Consider the following 17,371-nt stretch of genomic DNA (forward strand, 5'->3'; position numbering starts at 1 on the left):
CAGACTTCTGCCTTATTACCACACCGTCTTTGACCAAGGCTTTATTGACGCACATTCGCGTACTGCAACCGTGCCAACACGCTACCGGAACCCACTTTTCTTCCGAAACGCCCTTTTCGGCTTCTGTGACAGGCTGCACCGAATTAGCGCATCCTCCAAGTCCGCCGGAAACGGCCAACGCCGCCGCCGTTGCAGCGCTTGCTTGCATGAAACTGCGACGACTGATACGAGCGTTCGTAGCTCTCTCGAGATAGCCAGCCATAGATATTCCTCCTTATTCCATCCCGCACACCGGAGCCTCGTCTTTGTTTGCTCCTTGTGTCACCAACAATACGCACGGGAAGAAGTAATAGCCATAAACCGCTTCTTTCAGTGTATGACTAAAATCTTGCTGAATTCTTACAGGCCGGAACGCATAAGGCAGTGCTCACAAAATGATCAATCCCCCAGCCTGTACCCAAAGCGCCAAACAGTTTGGAGATATTTCGGGCTCGACGGGTCTTCCTCGATTTTCTCGCGAATCCTGCGCACGTACACGGGGATGCTAATCGCTCCAGCTTCGTACTCTTTTCCCCAGATGTTTTCGATCAGATCTTCCCTGGTAAATACTTTTCCTGGATGATCGGCCATAAGGGCAAGTATCTGAAACTCCTTGGGCGTAAGGCTTATCACGCGATCAGCAACCGTGACTTCGTATCGGAGAGGGTCAATGACCAAATCCCCTATCTGAACCGTCTGGGTTAGCTTCTTCAGCTCGCCTTGGCTCTCTCCTCGAGAGCGCCGTCGCATAAGAGCCTCTATGCGCAGCAACAGCTCCTCATCGTTAAACGGTTTGACAAGATAATCGTCGGCACCTGCCTTGAATCCGCTTTTCTTATCAACGATATCGCCTTTGGCCGAAAGCATGAGAAGCGGTACATCGGGATTGGTCCCCCTGACAACCTCGCATACCTCGAACCCATCGTATTTCGGCATCATCACATCGAGAACCACCAGATCGGGCTGCTCCCGTCTAAACAACTCAATTGCCTGCGCGCCATCATGGGCAATGCAGACTTCATATCCGGCATCGTCGAGAATGATCTCGAGCGCATCGCAAAGGCTAAGTTCGTCATCGGCAAGCATGATCTTCATAGCAACACCCCATAATCACATCTCTACATCTACCGCATTGCTCACGATTTTCGTCTGTCGGATTGGTCAACCGGTACGAAAACCGTAAATGCACTGCCTTCTCCCACCGTGCTTTCAACGGTAACTGCGCCCCCGAGCTTCGCTACAAGGCTCTTCACGAGGAAGAGACCGAGACCACTACCGTCGGATTCACTGGGACTCGCAGGTCCCGCTTGGGTGAAGCGATTGAATATTCTCTCAAAATCTTCGGAGGCGATACCCGTCCCCGTATCACGCACTACAATGGCAACGATCTCTTCATCGACTTCGTAATGAGCGGACACGCTTACCGACCCACCCCGCTCGGTGAATTTCAGAGCATTGCTCGTTAGGTTCAAAACAATCTTGCGCAGAGCTTCCCAATCGGAGCGCATAATTGGAATCTTCGGATCGATAGCTTTAGTGAGCGCAATACTTTGCTTGATGGCCAAAGGCTCCGCTACCGAAAACACCGCATTGATCACATCGACCAGATCGACATCGTCGTATTGCACCTCGAAGCTGCCCGCTTCAAGGCGGGCCACGTCGATTGTATTGTTTACCATGCTGAGCAGAGCAACGCTGTTCTCCTTTATCTCACGCACGATCTTTTCTTCGTTCGATGTCTTCGAATGGACGGTTTTTTCCCAAATATCCGTATAGGCGATAATGGAAGCCAGCGGCGTACGCAGTTCGTGACTCATTATGGCCAGAAAGTTTGATTTCTCTTCGCTCTCGTTTTGGAGCTGCGCGTTTGCCTGCTCAAGCGGTTTGGCAACCCATCTCTTGAGTGCGATGCATACAATAATCGCGATAGCTACGGCAAGAACGAGAAAGAACCCGACCGATCCCGCTAGACTTGACCGTGCCTCTTTTTCGTATGCGTCAATGGGAATAACGATGCTTACCGCACCGGCAAGATCGTTCATCTGCATGCCTTCTCGCAAGAACCCCGTTTCGTCCGGTTCTCCCGCAGGTTCGCCATGACAAGCAAGGCAATTGCGCTTAATGGTAAGAGCAGAAGTATATCGAAACACCGTTCTGCCCTCAAAATCCGCCATGCCGTAATGCTCTGTGTCCACGCCAGCCGCAAACCGCTCAAGGGCCTCCGCTTCGAACGCATCGGGAACATCGGTGCCTGATCGGGGATTTTCTCGAACATACCGAATCAGATAGCCATCGGTTTGTCTTGTAAAGCGTTTGGCGATCCCCTTGCCTGCAACCGAGCAGTAAATCCCTTTGAAGTCGTAGGAGCCGTCCGAGTTGTAGTTTATGGCTGCTTGAGAATCGTCGATATAGTCCCATACAGCCTGCATCTCGGTATTGAGCGTTCTCGCCTCGGCAAGCACCTTGCTGTCCACGGCTGCCTCCTGAGCGGCCTGGCTCCAAATAAGGTAGAGGACCGCCGCAATGGCGATGACTATGGTCACCAGCACCACAAGCCTCACGGCTAATCGAGTAGCTAAAGCCCCACGATCATCCCTCATATCGCTTCCCGTCATATTCCGTAGTCCAAAGCCATGAAGTAGCTTCGGATCGAACCTTACCCCACGCGCAACTCTACCAACGAATGCGCTTGGTTTCAATTCAATACAAGCCGAAAACGATTGCGATTTCGCAATCGCTCGAAACGAACACTGGGCATTTTAAGCGAAAAGAAAGCCGCCAGCACTCGCGAGACACCATTCGCTTCGGGCAACGAAAACCGCAGGATCGTCAGCGAACTGTTGTTTTGGGCAGCGAAACCCCACGATGTCCGAAAATGGCAATCGACGACCCGGCAACGAGAAGCGCAAAACCCGCCCAGAGAAAGGAAACGAGAGGGTTTACCCGTACATCGAGAGCAAACGACCAGCCGTCACCTGAATCAACCCCTTTGTACACAACGAACAAATCTTCAAGAGGTTGATGGACGATCGAAGCATGATAGTGCTGCTGTTGCGTTGTTGCAACCATCTGAACAGATGGGTCGACCGTCGCTAAAAGCTTGTCGCCTTCGTATACATCAAAATAAACCGTATTGAAGAGATCCGTCTGGTTCGACTCGACCGTTACAAGCTTCCCCTTGTACTCCAGCGTGTAATCTTCGATCTGGAAGCCCTGCGCAACCTCATCTTTTTCGGCATCGTAATCCAGGTAGGCAATCTTTTCGGTCACGTACATGGAAGACCCAATGAGGCCCGCAAGAATAAGGGCCATCGAGGCATGGGCGGCAAAACCACCATACGTCGCTGCACGCTCCCGCGCAACCGCAAGCGCGCGAGCAGCCCGAGAGGCTCCGCCCTGGCATCCCCCGCCGTACTCAGAACGCTTACGCAACGCAAAGATGGAGTTGAAAAAAAGCAGACTCGCGACAAGAAAACCTACTGCCGACAGACCGTTGTAGTACCAAGACGGCCCACGTGCGGCGAGCGCTTCAGCGACGGCTCCGCCCCCGGATAAGGCAGCTTCGTAGCTCGGAATCAGATTCGATACATGATAGGCCATAAGCGCAGCAAAAAGCACAGTGGCGCAGATACCGGGGACGCGAGCTCTTCTCAAGAACTGTCGCCATCCGGTTTTACACCAAGACAAAAGCGGGCACACCGCAATAACCGCACAATATACGATACCCAAGGGAGCCGCTATCGCATTATACGTTTCAGCCGAGACAGTTTGCCCCCCGAACGGCATCCATGAAGGCATTGCTGCAGCCAACGTCATATACCCAAGAAGAAAAGAAAATGCCACGGTAATGAGGTTATTGAAATAAAACGCAACGTCACGAGAAAAAATGCTTTCCGCAACGCATCCCTTCTCGTTACCGAAAGAGAAGCTCTTTCGTCGTAGCACAAGCCCCATAGCGCCGAGCGCAACAGGAGCTATCGACAGGAAAAGAAACAGCGCGAAAGATGAGGGGTCACCGTCGAAAGCGTGAACCGAACCAATAATACCCGAACGCGTAACAAATGCGCCCAGCGAAACGAACGAAAAAACAATGCAGGCACACAGCACCGTCCAGCATCGAAATGTTCCTCGCTTGCGAAAAATGATGAAACTATGGATAAGGGCCACTCCTGCCAACCACGGCAGCAAGCTTGCATTTTCTACAGGATCCCAGCCCCAGTAGCCACCCCAACCAAGAACCGAGTAAGCCCAAGCCGCTCCCACCCCAATACCGAGGCCGAGGAACACCCAGGAAAACAAGGCAATGCGGGAGCATCGACTTACCCATATACTCGATGGGTCGTTCGTCACAAGCGCTGCAATCGCATAGGCAAAGGGAACCGTGAGACCAGCGTAGCCGATAAACAGCATAGGCGGGTGAATGGCCATAGCCCAATGCTCCAGCAAGGAACTCATGCCCCATTTGGAAGCAAGTCCCGTAAGCTGACCTGCGCTATCAACAAAAACGGGGTCGAGCGCCGCAAAGAGGCTATTGTCTTCCGAAAAAACCAGCACGCTGATAAAAGCCGTGAGGATCAACGACAGGACTGACAAAGCAACGCCGTCCAAACTCCTTTTTGCCTTGGCGCTTTTTGCAGCGACAGCAGAATTGTACGCGGCCAACAACCATGCCCAGACAAGAAGCGAGCCCTCCCTTCCTCCCCAAATTCCGGAAAGCTTGTATAGCCACGCTAGGTCGCTTGTTGAATCGGATCGGTAGAATACAACGTACTCGAGAGAGATGTCTCCCGTTGTAAAGCAAAAGGCCAGCAGGAGCAAACTGAATGACAAGGCGAGCAACGCAGCAAAAACCGCTCCGTACCCTCCCGCGTTTAAGGCGAAGCGAATCCTCCCGCGCCTCTCAGAAAGCCGACTTCCGACGAACAGGCAGACCGTCGACAACGCACCACACGCTAGTGCCACGCAAAGAGCTGTTGATCCAAGAACCGACATGCCCCCCCCCGAAAGAAGTTGAAATAAGGTAGCCGTCCGACAAGCGAAAGGCGAGATGAAACGGTGTCGCACGGCGCCTTTATGATGTTTGGAAAGACATCTTAAAGGCGCCTTTCGTTATATTCGGTTATGCAAGTTTTTCCATAATGCCATCGAGCAGATTATTCGCTCGAGCAAGGTAATCATTCAGCTTATCGTTGTTGTGAACCACGCGCCCGTTGCTATCGCCATTGGTAATGTGGAGGTATGCGTCCACGCGCGTATAGTCGTCGCGGACCTGGTTTAGCGTGTTCTCATCAACACTTCCATCTTGAACGGCTGCCTTGATAAGCTCATATGCTTCGTCCATCCTGGCTTGGGCGCTGCCAAGCGCTTCACGAGCCTCGCGTTGCTTGCTCCGAACCATCTCAACCATATCATCAGTCGTTTCGATACCTTGAGATTTATGGCAAGTCAGGCAGTATTCGAGCGATTCTTCCCTTGCAAGAGGAGAGCCCGAAGCGTTGTGATCGGTATACGTTTCACCGGTTTCGGGATCCGTCACTTTGGGCATATGGCAATCGATGCACGTTACGCCGAGTTCGTTCATGGGGCTTCCCTGAGTCATCTCGAGCTCAGGCTCATCGAAGCAGCCGATCTTTATGCCCGTATCCTCATCGACATCGTAGATGCCATCCTCGAGTTCCGCTTGGAGCAATGAATCGATATCAGTACCGTATTTGTAGGGATCGAAGCTGTCCATCGTCTCCTGATCGGTAATAAACTTCCGATGATTGAAGGTGTTGTGACATTGTCCACATGCTCTTTCTTCTGGATCGAACTGGTCAAACGCATCTCCAGAAAGCTGCGTAAACATCGTAAGCGTCGCATCGGGCTCGTCCCCGGGCGTCTCTTCGTGGCAGATGGCGCAATCCCATAACTGGCCGTTCAGGAGGTCGGCGAACTCCTGATCAACAGGTTCACCGTACACCTCGGCGCCTTCTTGTTCATACGCTACATCAAACTTCGAGCTTCGGCATGCATAGCAGCCTTTGGTGTACCCAGCATCGTTGATTACTTCAACCCAGTTGCTATCGTCAACATACCACTGGCCCGTTTCGCTATTGTATTCAAGCGAGTCCACGCCAAAGCGTGCATCGTCTGTGAACAGTAAGTTTCCTTCGCTGTCACGAGCAAGCGGACCCACTTCCATCGCCAGCGTTGCAAAATGTCCATGAGGGCGTTCTGTCTTGTCCTCATAAAGGCCCAATCCGTCTTCCGCACCGAAATCAACCTGTTTGTAGTTCAGCGTCGCATATGAATTGTATTGAAGCGGATATAATTCGCCCCATTCCTGCATGGTCTTTTCGCCACCCGCATTCGTCTCCCCAGTCGCCTGCGACTCCGAAGCGTTCGACGCTCCCGACTGAGAAACCTGCGGCGAGCATCCGGCANGTCACGATCGAGCCGAACAGCACTGGGTATTTTGACGCACGGCCATAGCCTTTAGCGGCATCGAGCAGCCGCTCGTCAGCCTGAAAGTACACCGACGGCATCCATGGATGGAATTCCGTCAGCACGTCATCGGCAACGTCGTGGTAGGCGGTCCGTTCCGCAACGATCGTGTCGAACAGCCTCACGTCCTCGCGCATGCCGCCCGCCGTCCCCGCATTGACCACCGCATCTACCTGGAACACGTCAACGAGCAGCTGCGTTGCGATGGTGGCGTTTACCTTGCATACGCCGCTGTACACCGCAACCACCCTCGTCTTACCGATCGCACCCTCGCGGAACTCCAGCATCGCCCTTTCCACGGTTTCGCCCTTTTCCATGCGCTCCAAAAAGGGAGCCAATTCTGTATCGCTCGCGCAGACGATACCCACTCTTTCCATCGATTGCATTCAAATCCGTTCGTCGAAGAAACCGTTTCGTTTTTACGGAAACGCGTGCTTTGCAGGCATGCAAGCCGCATCGCGGCCGACCTGCACCTTTAAAAAGGGCCTCGTCCGATCGGACGAGGCCCTGCATGAAAAAAGATAGCCTACACGCAGGCCAGCGCCTGCTCGACGTCGGCGATGAGATCCTCGGTGCCCTCGATGCCGCACGACAGGCGAATAAGGTCGGGCGAAATGCCCGCCGCAGCCAGCTCGGCATCGTTCATCTGACGGTGCGTCGCATTCGCCGGATGGAGTACGCACGTGCGAGCATCGGCAACATGCGTGGCAATCTGGGCAAGCTTGAGGTTCTTCATGAACGTTTCAGCCGCAGCACGCCCGCCGACCACGCCGAAGCTCACCACGCCGCACGATCCGTTGGGCAGGTACTTCTTCGCCTGCTCGGAATACTCGTCGCCTTCGAGCGATGGGTAGCGCACCCAGGCGATCTTGGGGTGTGCCTTGAGGTACTCGGCCATCGCGAGACCGTTCTTGCAGTGCTGCGCCATACGCAAATGCAGGCTCTCGAGGCCGAGGTTCAAATAAAACGCGTTCTGCGGCGCCTGTATCGCCCCGAAATCGCGCATGAGCTGGGCAGTTGCTTTTGTGATAAAAGCGCCCTCGAGTCCGAAGCGCTCGGTGTAGGTAACGCCGTGATAGCTGTCGTCGGGAGTGGTGAGGCCGGGGAACTTATCGGCATGCGCGCACCAGTCGAACGTGCCCGAATCGACGATGCAGCCGCCCACGCCAACGCCGTGCCCGTCCATGTACTTGGTCGTAGAATGCGTGACGATGTCGGCGCCCCACTCGAAGGGACGGCAGTTGATCGGCGTGGGAAACGTGTTGTCCACGATGAGCGGCACGCCGTGCTCATGCGCGGCGCTCGCGAAGCGCTCGATATCGAGCACCGAGAGCGCGGGGTTGGCGATCGTTTCGCCGAACACCGCCTTGGTGTTGGGCTGGAACGCCGCCGCAAGCTCATCGTCCGTGCAATCAGGCGAAACGAACGTAAACTCGATGCCCATGCGCTTCATGGTTACGGCGAACAGATTGTACGTGCCGCCGTAGATCGACGAGGAGGACACCACGTGATCGCCGGCAGAAGCGATGTTGAACACGGCGAAGAAGTTCGCTGCCTGGCCCGACGAGGTGAGCATTGCCGCCGTACCGCCCTCGAGCTCGCAGATCTTCGCAGCAACGTGATCGTTGGTGGGGTTCTGCAAGCGCGTGTAGAAGTAGCCCGACTCCTCCAGATCGAACAGCTTGCCCATATGCTCGCTCGTATCGTACTTGAACGTCGTGGACTGGATGATGGGGATCTGGCGCGGCTCTCCGTTGCCCGGCGTGTACCCACCCTGAACGCAGACGGTGCTGATCGATTCACTCACGTGTTGCTCCTTGCTGTTCGGTGCTCTTTTTGGTGGCTGCATTATATACCGCCGCGCATTGCAGATGGGTTTCGCAGTTGGCAAACCCCGAGATTCACAGGTTATGCCCGCATCGGCGGCATCGGCTCCACGAAAGAGCCGATGCCGCCGAAGGCAAACCGCTACCGCACCGCCGCAAACAGGTCGTTGAAGGCTTCGGTCATCGTCGGATGCGTGTAGACGGCATCGCGCAGCGTCGTATAGGAAACCCCGGCATCCATCGCAAGCTTAACGGTGTTGATCATCTCGTGCGACTCTTCGCAGAACAGATGAACCCCCAGTATGCGCTCGGTCGCTGCGTCGACGATGACCTTGAGCAGCCCCGTCGGCTTGCGCAGCAGCTGCGCTTTCGGGATCGCGGCAGCGGGAAGCGTTCCCACCTTGACGGCATAGCCTCGCTCGCGCGCTTCCTGCTCGGTCATGCCAACGCGAGAAAACGGCGGATCCACGAACACGCTATAAGGCACCTCGCCGCGGTTTTCCGTCGTACGCGAACCGTCGCCGAGCACGTCGGAAGCGACGATGCGGTAATCATCGAGCGAGATGTAGGTAAACTGCAAGCCGCCGACAACATCGCCCATCGCCCAGATATGCTGGGCGGTCGTACGCAGATGCCCGTCGGTGTCGATGGCGCCGCGCGCGGTCAGCCCGACCCCCGCCGCTTCGAGATTCAGGCCGTCGACGTTGGGCCTGCGCCCGGTTGCCACCAAAACAGCGGATGCCGCAAGCTCTTCTCGGTTTTCGCCGACCGAAACCGTCACCACGGTCGATTCCTCGGCATCGCGCACCGATTCGACCACGGCCGACCGAATCACACGTATGCCGCGCGCCTCAAGGCTCGCAAGCACCGCCGCAGCTATTTCAGCGTCTTCGCGGGGGATGAACGCGCTGCCATCTTGCACGACGGTAACCTTCGATCCGAAATTTGCGTACAGGGAAGCGAACTCGAGGCTGATGTAACCCCCGCCGACGATCACGAGCGTTTCGGGAAGCTCTGCGAGGTCAAGCATGGTTTCGCTCACAAACACGCGCGAGCTCTCGGATAAGCCGGCGATATTCGGCACGAACGGTCGCGCACCGGTGTTGACGAACACGGAATCGGCCTCGATCACCTGGGATGCGCCGTCGCGCTCGATGCGAATGCGATGGGCATCGACAAACGACGCCTTGCCGTCGACCACCCGCACAGCTTGATTATCCGCGAGTTTGCGATAGTTCTTTTCGCGCAGCATCGATACAACCCGATCCTTTTCTGCGACCGCCTCGGCGTAGCGCTGCGCCCGTTCCTCGAACGAGCCGCCCAGCTCGGCCGAGAGCGCTGCGCTTTTGACGAGCGACTTGGTGGGAATGCACGCCACGTTGATGCACGTACCGCCGTACATACCGCTCGACTGCTCGACGAGCGCCACGGTTTTTCCCGCTGCGGCAAGCGCCCCCGCAAGCGTCTTTCCTCCTTTGCCAAAACCGATGATGGCCGCATCCACCTTATCCATAGCTGCATCCATGGCTGTAGCTCCTTTCGCCCGTAGGCTTGCATTGTTGAACCCTATCGATTTCGCACCGATCGTCTCAAGAAGCCGCCCGTACCTCGACCTCTTGGTTTCGCTCTATGCGCAAGCGCATCCTTACTCGGGGAAAATGATCCGATCGATATCCGCAACGGTCGTGCGGGCAAGACGCTCTTTGCATACCGCATCCAAATCGGCGCAGATGCCGTCCATGATGCCCGCCATGCCCGATGCGATCAGGCACTCCATATCGGCATCGCCGCTTTTCCATCCCGCCTCGACGAACCGCGTGCCGAGGGCGTCCGCAACGTCTTGCAGCGTTATCGTTTCAGCCTCAGCCGCAAGCGCATACCCGCCCTTGGCACCCTCTTTCGCAACAAGCATACCCGCCCGCTTGAGCGGAGCCAGCGCCTTGCGTACGCGTGCGGAGTTCGTGCAGATGTTCTCCGCCAGCTCGTCGCTCGTAAGGGCCGTTTGCTTGTGGTTGAGGAAGACGAGCGCGTGAACCGCAATGGAAAAATCGCTATTCATTGCCGTCCCCGGAAACCGTATCGTAGGGCCAATCGACGATGCCGCCCATGTCGTAGACGCTCTGGTAGCCCAGCTCGACAAGCTTATCGGCAGCCTGCTTGCTGCGCACCCCCGTACGGCAGTACACGATCAGCGTCGCGTCGAGATCCTCGAGACCGTCAGGTTGTTGCGAGCCGATATCCTCGTTGGGAACGTTGACGGCTCCGGGGATGTGCCCCTCTGCATATTCCGACGGGGTACGAACATCGACAACGATCACGCCGCCCGCATCCATCATCCGCTTGCCCTCCTCGGCGTCTATCTTGTGATAGGCACCCTCTTGCAAAGAGTCGGCGGAAGGCGTTTTCGGCGAATCGCCACCCGCCGCTTTGGCGGATGAACCGTTGTCGGCCTGGCAAGACGCGAGAACGAGAACGGCAACCGCGCAAGCGGCGATCACCGCTACCACACCTTTTTTCGATACCATGCGAGCCCCTATCTGTATATTTCAAATGTACAGTTATTAATTGCTACTGTACAGATTATATATAAGGGTGTCAAGCAGAGATTCGGGGGAAACACGGCGAAGCCCCGTCGGACAGCGGGGCTTCGCGCATTGCAGCACGACCTGCTCGACGAGGCCGAGGGCGAGGGATCCTCCCAATATGGCGAAACCTTGATTGCCTTAGCGCTTGGTTTCACTCGCTGGTATCATAGGGCGTGTTTGTTTCGCGGGGCGATACCTCCCCGATCCGGATGGGCGCAAGCCGCATACCCATCTGGACAAATGTTGATAATGCGGCAAGCAGAAAGGACGCGTTATGCCGATCAGGATTCCCGATTCGCTTCCAGCAACCGAGATTCTCGAAAGCGAAAACATCTTCGTAATGACCGAATACCGCGCCATGCATCAGGACATCCGTCCCCTGAAGCTGCTGCTTTTGAACCTCATGCCCACAAAAATCGTCACCGAAACGCAGATCATGCGAAAGCTCTCCAACACGCCGCTGCAGATCGATGTGGAGCTGCTGCAAACCATCAGCCACGAATCGAAGAACGTTTCCGAAGAGCACCTCGAAACGTTCTACACCTCGTTCGACGATATCAAGAACGAGCACTTCGACGGCATGATCATCACCGGCGCGCCCGTCGAGCGACTCGACTTCGAAGACGTCGACTACTGGGACGAGCTTTCGAACATCATGGAATGGTCGCGCACCAACGTGCACAGCGTACTGCACATCTGCTGGGGCGCCCAAGCGGGCATCTACTACCACTACGGGGTGCCGAAGTACGAGCTGCCCGAAAAGCTGTTCGGCGTGTTCGAGCACAAGCTCGTGAAACCTTCTTCCCCGCTCGTGCGCGGATTCGACGATGCGTTCATGGCTCCGCATTCGCGCTACACCGAAGTGCATGCCGAAGACATCGAGGCGAACCCCGCGCTCGAGCTGATAGCCGTGTCCGACGTTGCGGGCGTCTACATCGCCAAGAGCACGGACAGCCATCACTTCTTCGTATTCGGCCACCCCGAGTACGACACCGAAACGCTTGGCCGTGAATACGAGCGCGATCTGGGTAAAGAACCCGATGTTGCCCTGCCGGTGAACTACTATCCCGACAACGATCCCACGCGCGCGCCGCTCGCGACCTGGCGGGCGCAAGCGCAGCTGCTGTACACGAACTGGCTCAACTACTACGTCTATCAGACAACACCATACGATATCGGTTCGATCGGGGAAGAGGAGTAGGCCGTGTCGCAAGAGGAAGATCGCGCAGAAGCTGCGCACATGCCCCTCGAAGCGAACGAGCGCGCCGAAGCCCAAAGACGCGCGGAAGCCGCCTTGCAGGAGAAGCAGAAGCGCGCGAACGTCAAACACGATCCGTTTCTGCGCGCCGCCAACGAAGATGACGACGGCTACGACCCGTATTCCGACCGCATCGTGCGCGAAAGCCCCTACGAAGAGGATCCCTGGCGCTAAAAATGATCCCGATTGCGAAGAAGCGACCCCAAGGGGTCGCTTCTTTCTGCTCTGCGCCCCACCGCCATGCGGATGGGGTCAAGCCTTAGTAATAGATGCCGAAGATGCTCTGGGCGAGCTCCTCGAGCGACTCATCGTCGACAACCCAGGTTCCGCCGACCTTCTTCACTTCGATAGAAGCGTAATTCACCGTGGTCGGAGTCTTGGCCATGGCATCCCTCAGCAACTCGCCGATCTTGGCGTTGGCGGCAGCATCGTCGGTGATGGTGGCCGCCTCATCGCTTGCAACGAACGTATCGATGTTGTCGGAGAAGATGTACATGAACTCGTAGTAGTCTTTCGTCGTCACATCGGCGTACACGGTGCCGGTACCATCGCTGTACACGAATGCATCGTCGATCTCGTAGGTCAGATCGGAGAGCAACCACTCGGCGAATTCGCGGGATTCGATGCCGAGATCGCTCAGGCTCTCAAGACCCGATTCCTGCGCAAAGCCCTCGTCGAGGCCCGATGCCAAAGCGCTGATGTCGGCATCGGTGGGGTTCTTCAGCTCGTCGAGGATGGCGCTTGCGGCATCGATGGCAGCCTGCTCGTCAGCGTCAGTCGGCAGCGTAGAGCTGGAATCGCTATCGCTCGACGAAGATCCGCTATCGTACGAATAGGAGTACGACGAGCTGGGCGAGCTGCTGTACTCGTTGAACACGGCAGCAAGGAAGATGCCCGAGAAGATGTAGATGATCAGCATGAGGATCGAGAAGACGATGCCGATGACGCCGCACACCTTACCACCCGTCGCCTTGCCGTCTTTACCGAACGACTTGACGTACTGCGAAGCGAGCACGATGGCGATGACGCCCAGAATAATGCTGATGATCACGGTTCCGGAGAACACGATGGCGCAGATGCCGCAGATGAGCGAACCGAGCGCTTTACCGCTTCCGGGGCCCGTCGGGGCCGCAGTCGGAGGCTGGGGCGCACCGTAGCCTCCCTGGTAACCGTACCCCATCGGAGGCTGCTGACTGGGCTGCGTCTGATAGCCGTTCGGCATGGCTTGGGTGGGCTGCTGCGGTGCGGCATAGCCGGGCGTCGGCGGCTCGGGGGTAGCGCCCGGTTGCTGGGCGGCCGAGTATTGGGCGGTTTCACCGGGAGCGGGAGGCTCGGGGGCCACATACGGCTCTGCCGCAAAAGGCTGCGTTTCCGATTGCTGCGATGCCGCAGGGGCTTGATCGGGAGCGGAAGCGCCGGATGCAGCTGGCTGCTGATCGGGCACCCCGTTCGGGTTAGCGTTGTTCTCTTCGGTCATCGTTCCTCCTCGGCAAGTATGCGACCGTTGGTCATGTATTTGCAGATCCATCGTCGTTAATGATATCCACCAGCTAGGATTTGTTCAGTATAGCAAACACAAAACTGAACAGGTTGAACATTATTAAACTATGTCGGAAAATTGAGGCAGCGCTCAATACGGGCGGTTTGCACCGTCGCAGGCTACTCGGCGAACGTTCGGGGATCCAGCTCGTTGAATGCCCTCACCGCCACGTCGGCGACCTCGGCAAGCTGATCGAACGTGCCGGCCAAATCGGAATCGTAGATCCCGACCGTTTTATACCCCGCGCGCTTAAGCGTAAGAAGGGCGTACAGGGAGTCTTCGAATCCCCACGTTTCGTCGATACGCGTACCCATGAGCTTGCATGCTTGGTTGAACACCGCCGGATCGCGCTTCGATGCGCCCACATCGTCAACCGATACGATGGCGTCGAGGTACGGGGTGAACCCCGCGCGAGCAAGCCCGGCTTGCAGATACGATTGAGGGCTCGACGACGCCACACTGCAGCTCACGCCGAGTTCGTTGAGGGCTTCGACGAACTCGAGTGCACCCGGGCGCGGCTCTGCGTGGTTTCGATAGTACTCGAGCATTCCCTCGTCGATCATGGAAACCACGTCGTCCGCATCGACGCCAACGCCGTATTTCGCGTGAAGGTGGGCTCCTGCCTCGGGAATCGTCATGGGACCGAGCTCAACCGTCAACTCGTCGGTCGATACGATTCCCGCACGTTTCGCGAGATCGCTCTGCACGATATGCCATGCCTCCATCGAATCGAGGAGCGTTCCGTCACAGTCGAATACCGCACCGATCGCCATAGAGAACCCCTTCCCAAGTTGCTGTCGCAACCTAGGATACCAAACCGACAGCACCGCGCCCCGATTATCCGCAAGAGAAACGAAATACGTCCCGCAAACCGCTTGCCCAGCCCGAACAGCGAAGCTCCTTACAAAAGTGTAAGACGCCCATAAGCGCCCTGTAAGGTAGGCGCAAGGAAGGCGCGCTATGCTGGTAGCAACGAAAACAGGCTTCGACGAGGCAGGTGAACATCATGAACAGCGCGCATAGCAGAACCCAGCCAACCGTATACCGCTCCCCCGTTTCCCATCCTGGCAATACGTACTATCGCCGCGTAGCCGTAGCACCTCGGCATGAGGATAGATCCATCAGCTCGGTTCTCGGAAAGCTTTTCGCCATCATCGCCGCGCTCGCCCTCTGCGCCGTAGCGTTCTACGTCTCTCGCGGATACTCGATGTACAGCGAAGCGCTTGCCGCAACGAGCCTCGATACCATGGTCGAGCAGATCGAAGCCGCACCGGGTTACACGCCTGTCGAGGAGCTGCCCCAACGCTACCTCGACGCTGTTGTCGCCGTGGAGGACCACCGCTTCTACCTGCATCCGGGCTTCGATGTCATCGCAACCGGACGCGCCCTCATCAACGACCTGAAAGCAGGGGCGTTCGTCGAGGGCGGAAGCACCATCACCCAGCAGCTTGCGAAAAACCAGTACTTCACGCAAGACCGCGAGCTCGATCGCAAGGTCGCCGAGGTGTTCATGGCGTTCAACTTCGAAAGGAGCCTTTCGAAGGATAAGATACTCGAGCTCTATGTGAACTCGATCTATTTCGGAAACGGCTACTACGGCATCCACGATGCGAGCATCGGCTACTTCGGCAAAGAGCCCTCGGAGCTCACCGATTACGAAGCGACGCTGCTCGCAGGCGTGCCCAACGCCCCCTCCGCCTACGCACCCACCGCAAGCCCCGAGCTGGCGGCGGAGCGACAGCAGCAGGTGCTTCGCCAGATGGTCGAATACAAGATGATCACAGCGGAAGAATCGCAGGAAATCGCCCGAGCGGCGTAGGGCGAAACCCGGATGCCAAGCGATACCCTGCCGAAACCGCAATGCCCTTGATTCAGAAGCGTTAATCCCGCATTCATTTTTGGTCTGCGGGATTAACGTCGCCATCTTTCCCCATATCGACCAAGTCAATAAGCTCTTGACGGGAGTGTATATCGATCTTGCGATACAGATTTCTCGTATGGCTCTGCACGGTATTGAGAGAAAGGTATTGGAGCTCCGCAATTCGTTTTGCGCTATAGCCCCGAAATACGTAACCAGCGATCTCCCTCTCCCTTCGAGTCAATCCGTGCTCTTCGGCTATGCGGTCGAGCCGATCTTCCGAGTGCGGTTCAACCTTCTCTGACTTATGCTCATCCTTAACCGAGTCGGAAGCAACGGCATCGAGGCCTTTGAGTGCAAAAAAACTCGCAACAAGAAACGAACATATAGCGACCGCAATCCCCAATCCCAAGGAAATGAAGCCGACCGTCGGAAGCACCGAAAATTGCGCCGTCAAAAGAACTTCCGGAACAACGAAGTAACCGAGCAAGCACGATACGGACTCCGGAATAATAAGGAGAAGAAGCACCGCCCGGGCGGAGCCGTACTTGCCCATCGCTCCCACAACTAAGCTGAAAACAAAAACTTCGAAACATGTGCGCGCGGCGGTAATGGTTCCCAAGCCCACTTGCAAAAACAAGTCCGAATCGGAAAGAGAGACCATTACAAGTCCAGAGACCAAACCACCGACTAAAACGAACCAACCGAGAAAAGCAACCTTTTCCATCTTGACCGCAAACAAGCAGATTGCCATGATGCAGGCAAGTTCGACGATGGTGATGAAATGCTTGAGATACAACCCCGATTCGGAGCCATTCGCAACAAGCGTGTCATACATCCCTTTCACGCAAACGGCGATAAACAAGAGAACGACCAATACGGGAATAAGTCCTCTCGGTGCCATCGCTAGACTCTTCCGCTTGTTTTCGCGACTCGCTTCTCCTCGAACCGCCGCTATCGACGAAGCAACCATTGCCCTCTGCGCGCACACGAGAGGCACAGCCGACGCCAAAGGCACCATAACAGGAAAAATCTCGGGAACGGGCGAAAGGGAAAAGAGCCCGAACGAAATCACCAAGCTCACCAACGACGAAACGCACAAGCAGTACACGACGCTTTTTATATCGAGCTGCGCGAGGCTTCGACAACAGTCGAACCAAGCAACAGCCAACGCAACAAACGATGCGGCAAAAACCGCTTCCGCAACAAATCCTAATCCTGAAAGAAGCCCGCCATCCATCGTCGAGGCAAACTTGAAAACCAATAGCATTCCAGCTGCGACTGACGCTAAAGCCGAAATAGCGAACGCAGAGTACCGCTTTCTGCTCTTTCGCATGGCGACCGAGCTCAACGCCGCAATGGCTAAAAGAAGCAACGCTCCGTAATAAGCGGGAACCCAGAACCCAACCTCAGCTGAAAGGCTCAACGCCTGCAAGCTAAAAAGATTTGCGAGGTTAGCATGCCTGAAAAACTGCCAAAAAAACGCCATCCCAACTACTACGCAAACAAGTACCTGAATCGGAAAACCAGCCGACTTAAGAGGCTGAACCTGCAAATTCGCCTGCGCATCCCGCGAAGTCGATTTGAGATTAACCATATCGAGAACCCCCGCCCTTTTCACTAGGCACGGTATAGCAAAATCGCAGCAAAAGCAATCGGTTTTGACCAAGCAAACCATGCCCAGGAACCGAAAATAACATATAAATGGTGAGAGAAAAAGGAATCCCACCACTCGCATGGGAAGATTCTTCACCTTCAGCGCACAACAATCAAAAGCCT

16 protein-coding genes are annotated in these 17,371 nt (G+C 56.1%); 3 read left to right on the forward strand and 13 right to left on the reverse strand.

The window, feature by feature from the left end:
* The 10 genes from C1722_RS09990 to C1722_RS10035 all read right to left on the reverse strand — a co-directional run.
* Positions 1 to 262, reverse strand: a 262-nt coding sequence (locus tag C1722_RS09990) for a twin-arginine translocation signal domain-containing protein (RefSeq protein WP_146040679.1), incomplete at its 3' end; no start/stop codon positions are given.
* A gap of 176 nt (positions 263 to 438) precedes the next feature.
* Positions 439 to 1,134 carry a response regulator transcription factor gene (locus tag C1722_RS09995; protein WP_102379103.1) on the reverse strand — a complete coding sequence of 232 codons (696 nt, stop codon included), beginning with the start codon at positions 1,132 to 1,134 and terminating at the stop codon, positions 439 to 441.
* Positions 1,135 to 1,175: 41 nt separating this feature from the next.
* Positions 1,176 to 2,639, reverse strand: coding sequence for an ATP-binding protein (locus C1722_RS10000; protein WP_180995128.1), 1,464 nt, complete (start codon positions 2,637 to 2,639; stop codon positions 1,176 to 1,178).
* Positions 2,640 to 2,868: 229 nt separating this feature from the next.
* On the reverse strand, positions 2,869 to 5,031 hold the full coding sequence (locus tag C1722_RS10005) for a heme lyase CcmF/NrfE family subunit (protein ID WP_102379105.1): 2,163 nt from the start codon (positions 5,029 to 5,031) through the stop codon (positions 2,869 to 2,871).
* Between the two features lie 127 nt (positions 5,032 to 5,158).
* Positions 5,159 to 6,370 carry an ammonia-forming cytochrome c nitrite reductase subunit c552 gene (locus tag C1722_RS10010; protein WP_102379106.1) on the reverse strand — a complete coding sequence of 404 codons (1,212 nt, stop codon included), beginning with the start codon at positions 6,368 to 6,370 and terminating at the stop codon, positions 5,159 to 5,161.
* Positions 6,300 to 6,911: a 5'-methylthioadenosine/S-adenosylhomocysteine nucleosidase gene (locus C1722_RS10015; RefSeq protein WP_425319353.1), complete on the reverse strand. Its 612-nt coding sequence runs from the start codon at positions 6,909 to 6,911 to the stop codon at positions 6,300 to 6,302. Before C1722_RS10015 ends, C1722_RS10010 begins: the two co-directional genes overlap by 71 nt.
* Positions 6,912 to 7,051: 140 nt before the next feature.
* Positions 7,052 to 8,332 carry an O-acetylhomoserine aminocarboxypropyltransferase/cysteine synthase family protein gene (locus C1722_RS10020; protein WP_102379107.1) on the reverse strand — a complete coding sequence of 427 codons (1,281 nt, stop codon included), beginning with the start codon at positions 8,330 to 8,332 and terminating at the stop codon, positions 7,052 to 7,054.
* A 161-nt stretch (positions 8,333 to 8,493) separates the two neighbouring features.
* Positions 8,494 to 9,876: an FAD-dependent oxidoreductase gene (locus tag C1722_RS10025; RefSeq protein ID WP_244902521.1), complete on the reverse strand. Its 1,383-nt coding sequence runs from the start codon at positions 9,874 to 9,876 to the stop codon at positions 8,494 to 8,496.
* Positions 9,877 to 9,996: 120 nt separating this feature from the next.
* Entirely contained in the window at positions 9,997 to 10,410 is a 414-nt protein-coding gene (locus tag C1722_RS10030; RefSeq protein ID WP_102379108.1) for an RrF2 family transcriptional regulator, read from the reverse strand.
* Positions 10,403 to 10,876 (reverse strand): rhodanese-like domain-containing protein, encoded by a 474-nt coding sequence (locus C1722_RS10035; RefSeq protein ID WP_102379109.1) that lies wholly within the window; start codon positions 10,874 to 10,876, stop codon positions 10,403 to 10,405. The genes C1722_RS10030 and C1722_RS10035 overlap by 8 nt, the downstream gene beginning before the upstream one ends.
* Positions 10,877 to 11,210: 334 nt before the next feature.
* Between C1722_RS10035 and metA the strand changes: the two genes are divergently transcribed.
* Together metA and C1722_RS10045 are read left to right on the forward strand one after the other, a co-directional pair.
* Positions 11,211 to 12,137 (forward strand): homoserine O-acetyltransferase MetA, encoded by a 927-nt coding sequence (gene metA, locus C1722_RS10040; RefSeq protein ID WP_102379110.1) that lies wholly within the window; start codon positions 11,211 to 11,213, stop codon positions 12,135 to 12,137.
* Positions 12,138 to 12,140: 3 nt separating this feature from the next.
* On the forward strand, positions 12,141 to 12,368 hold the full coding sequence (locus tag C1722_RS10045; RefSeq protein WP_219724293.1) for a hypothetical protein: 228 nt from the start codon (positions 12,141 to 12,143) through the stop codon (positions 12,366 to 12,368).
* An 85-nt stretch (positions 12,369 to 12,453) separates the two neighbouring features.
* Here C1722_RS10045 and C1722_RS10050 read toward each other — a convergent pair whose 3' ends face one another.
* A complete protein-coding gene (locus tag C1722_RS10050) occupies positions 12,454 to 13,671 on the reverse strand; it encodes a hypothetical protein (protein ID WP_102379111.1) in 1,218 nt (405 codons plus the stop codon).
* Between the two features lie 182 nt (positions 13,672 to 13,853).
* Positions 13,854 to 14,507 carry an HAD family hydrolase gene (locus tag C1722_RS10055; RefSeq protein ID WP_102379112.1) on the reverse strand — a complete coding sequence of 218 codons (654 nt, stop codon included), beginning with the start codon at positions 14,505 to 14,507 and terminating at the stop codon, positions 13,854 to 13,856.
* Between the two features lie 233 nt (positions 14,508 to 14,740).
* On the opposite strand from C1722_RS10055, the gene C1722_RS10060 reads away from it, so the two are divergent.
* Positions 14,741 to 15,553, forward strand: coding sequence for a transglycosylase domain-containing protein (locus C1722_RS10060; RefSeq protein ID WP_102379618.1), 813 nt, complete (start codon positions 14,741 to 14,743; stop codon positions 15,551 to 15,553).
* 73 nt (positions 15,554 to 15,626) lie between these two features.
* Here C1722_RS10060 and C1722_RS10065 read toward each other — a convergent pair whose 3' ends face one another.
* Positions 15,627 to 17,189 (reverse strand): helix-turn-helix transcriptional regulator, encoded by a 1,563-nt coding sequence (locus C1722_RS10065; protein WP_180995129.1) that lies wholly within the window; start codon positions 17,187 to 17,189, stop codon positions 15,627 to 15,629.
* Between the last annotated feature and the right edge of the window lie 182 nt (positions 17,190 to 17,371).

The organism is Raoultibacter timonensis, from assembly GCF_900240215.1.
Taxonomy (GTDB): Bacteria; Actinomycetota; Coriobacteriia; order Coriobacteriales; family Eggerthellaceae; genus Raoultibacter; species Raoultibacter timonensis.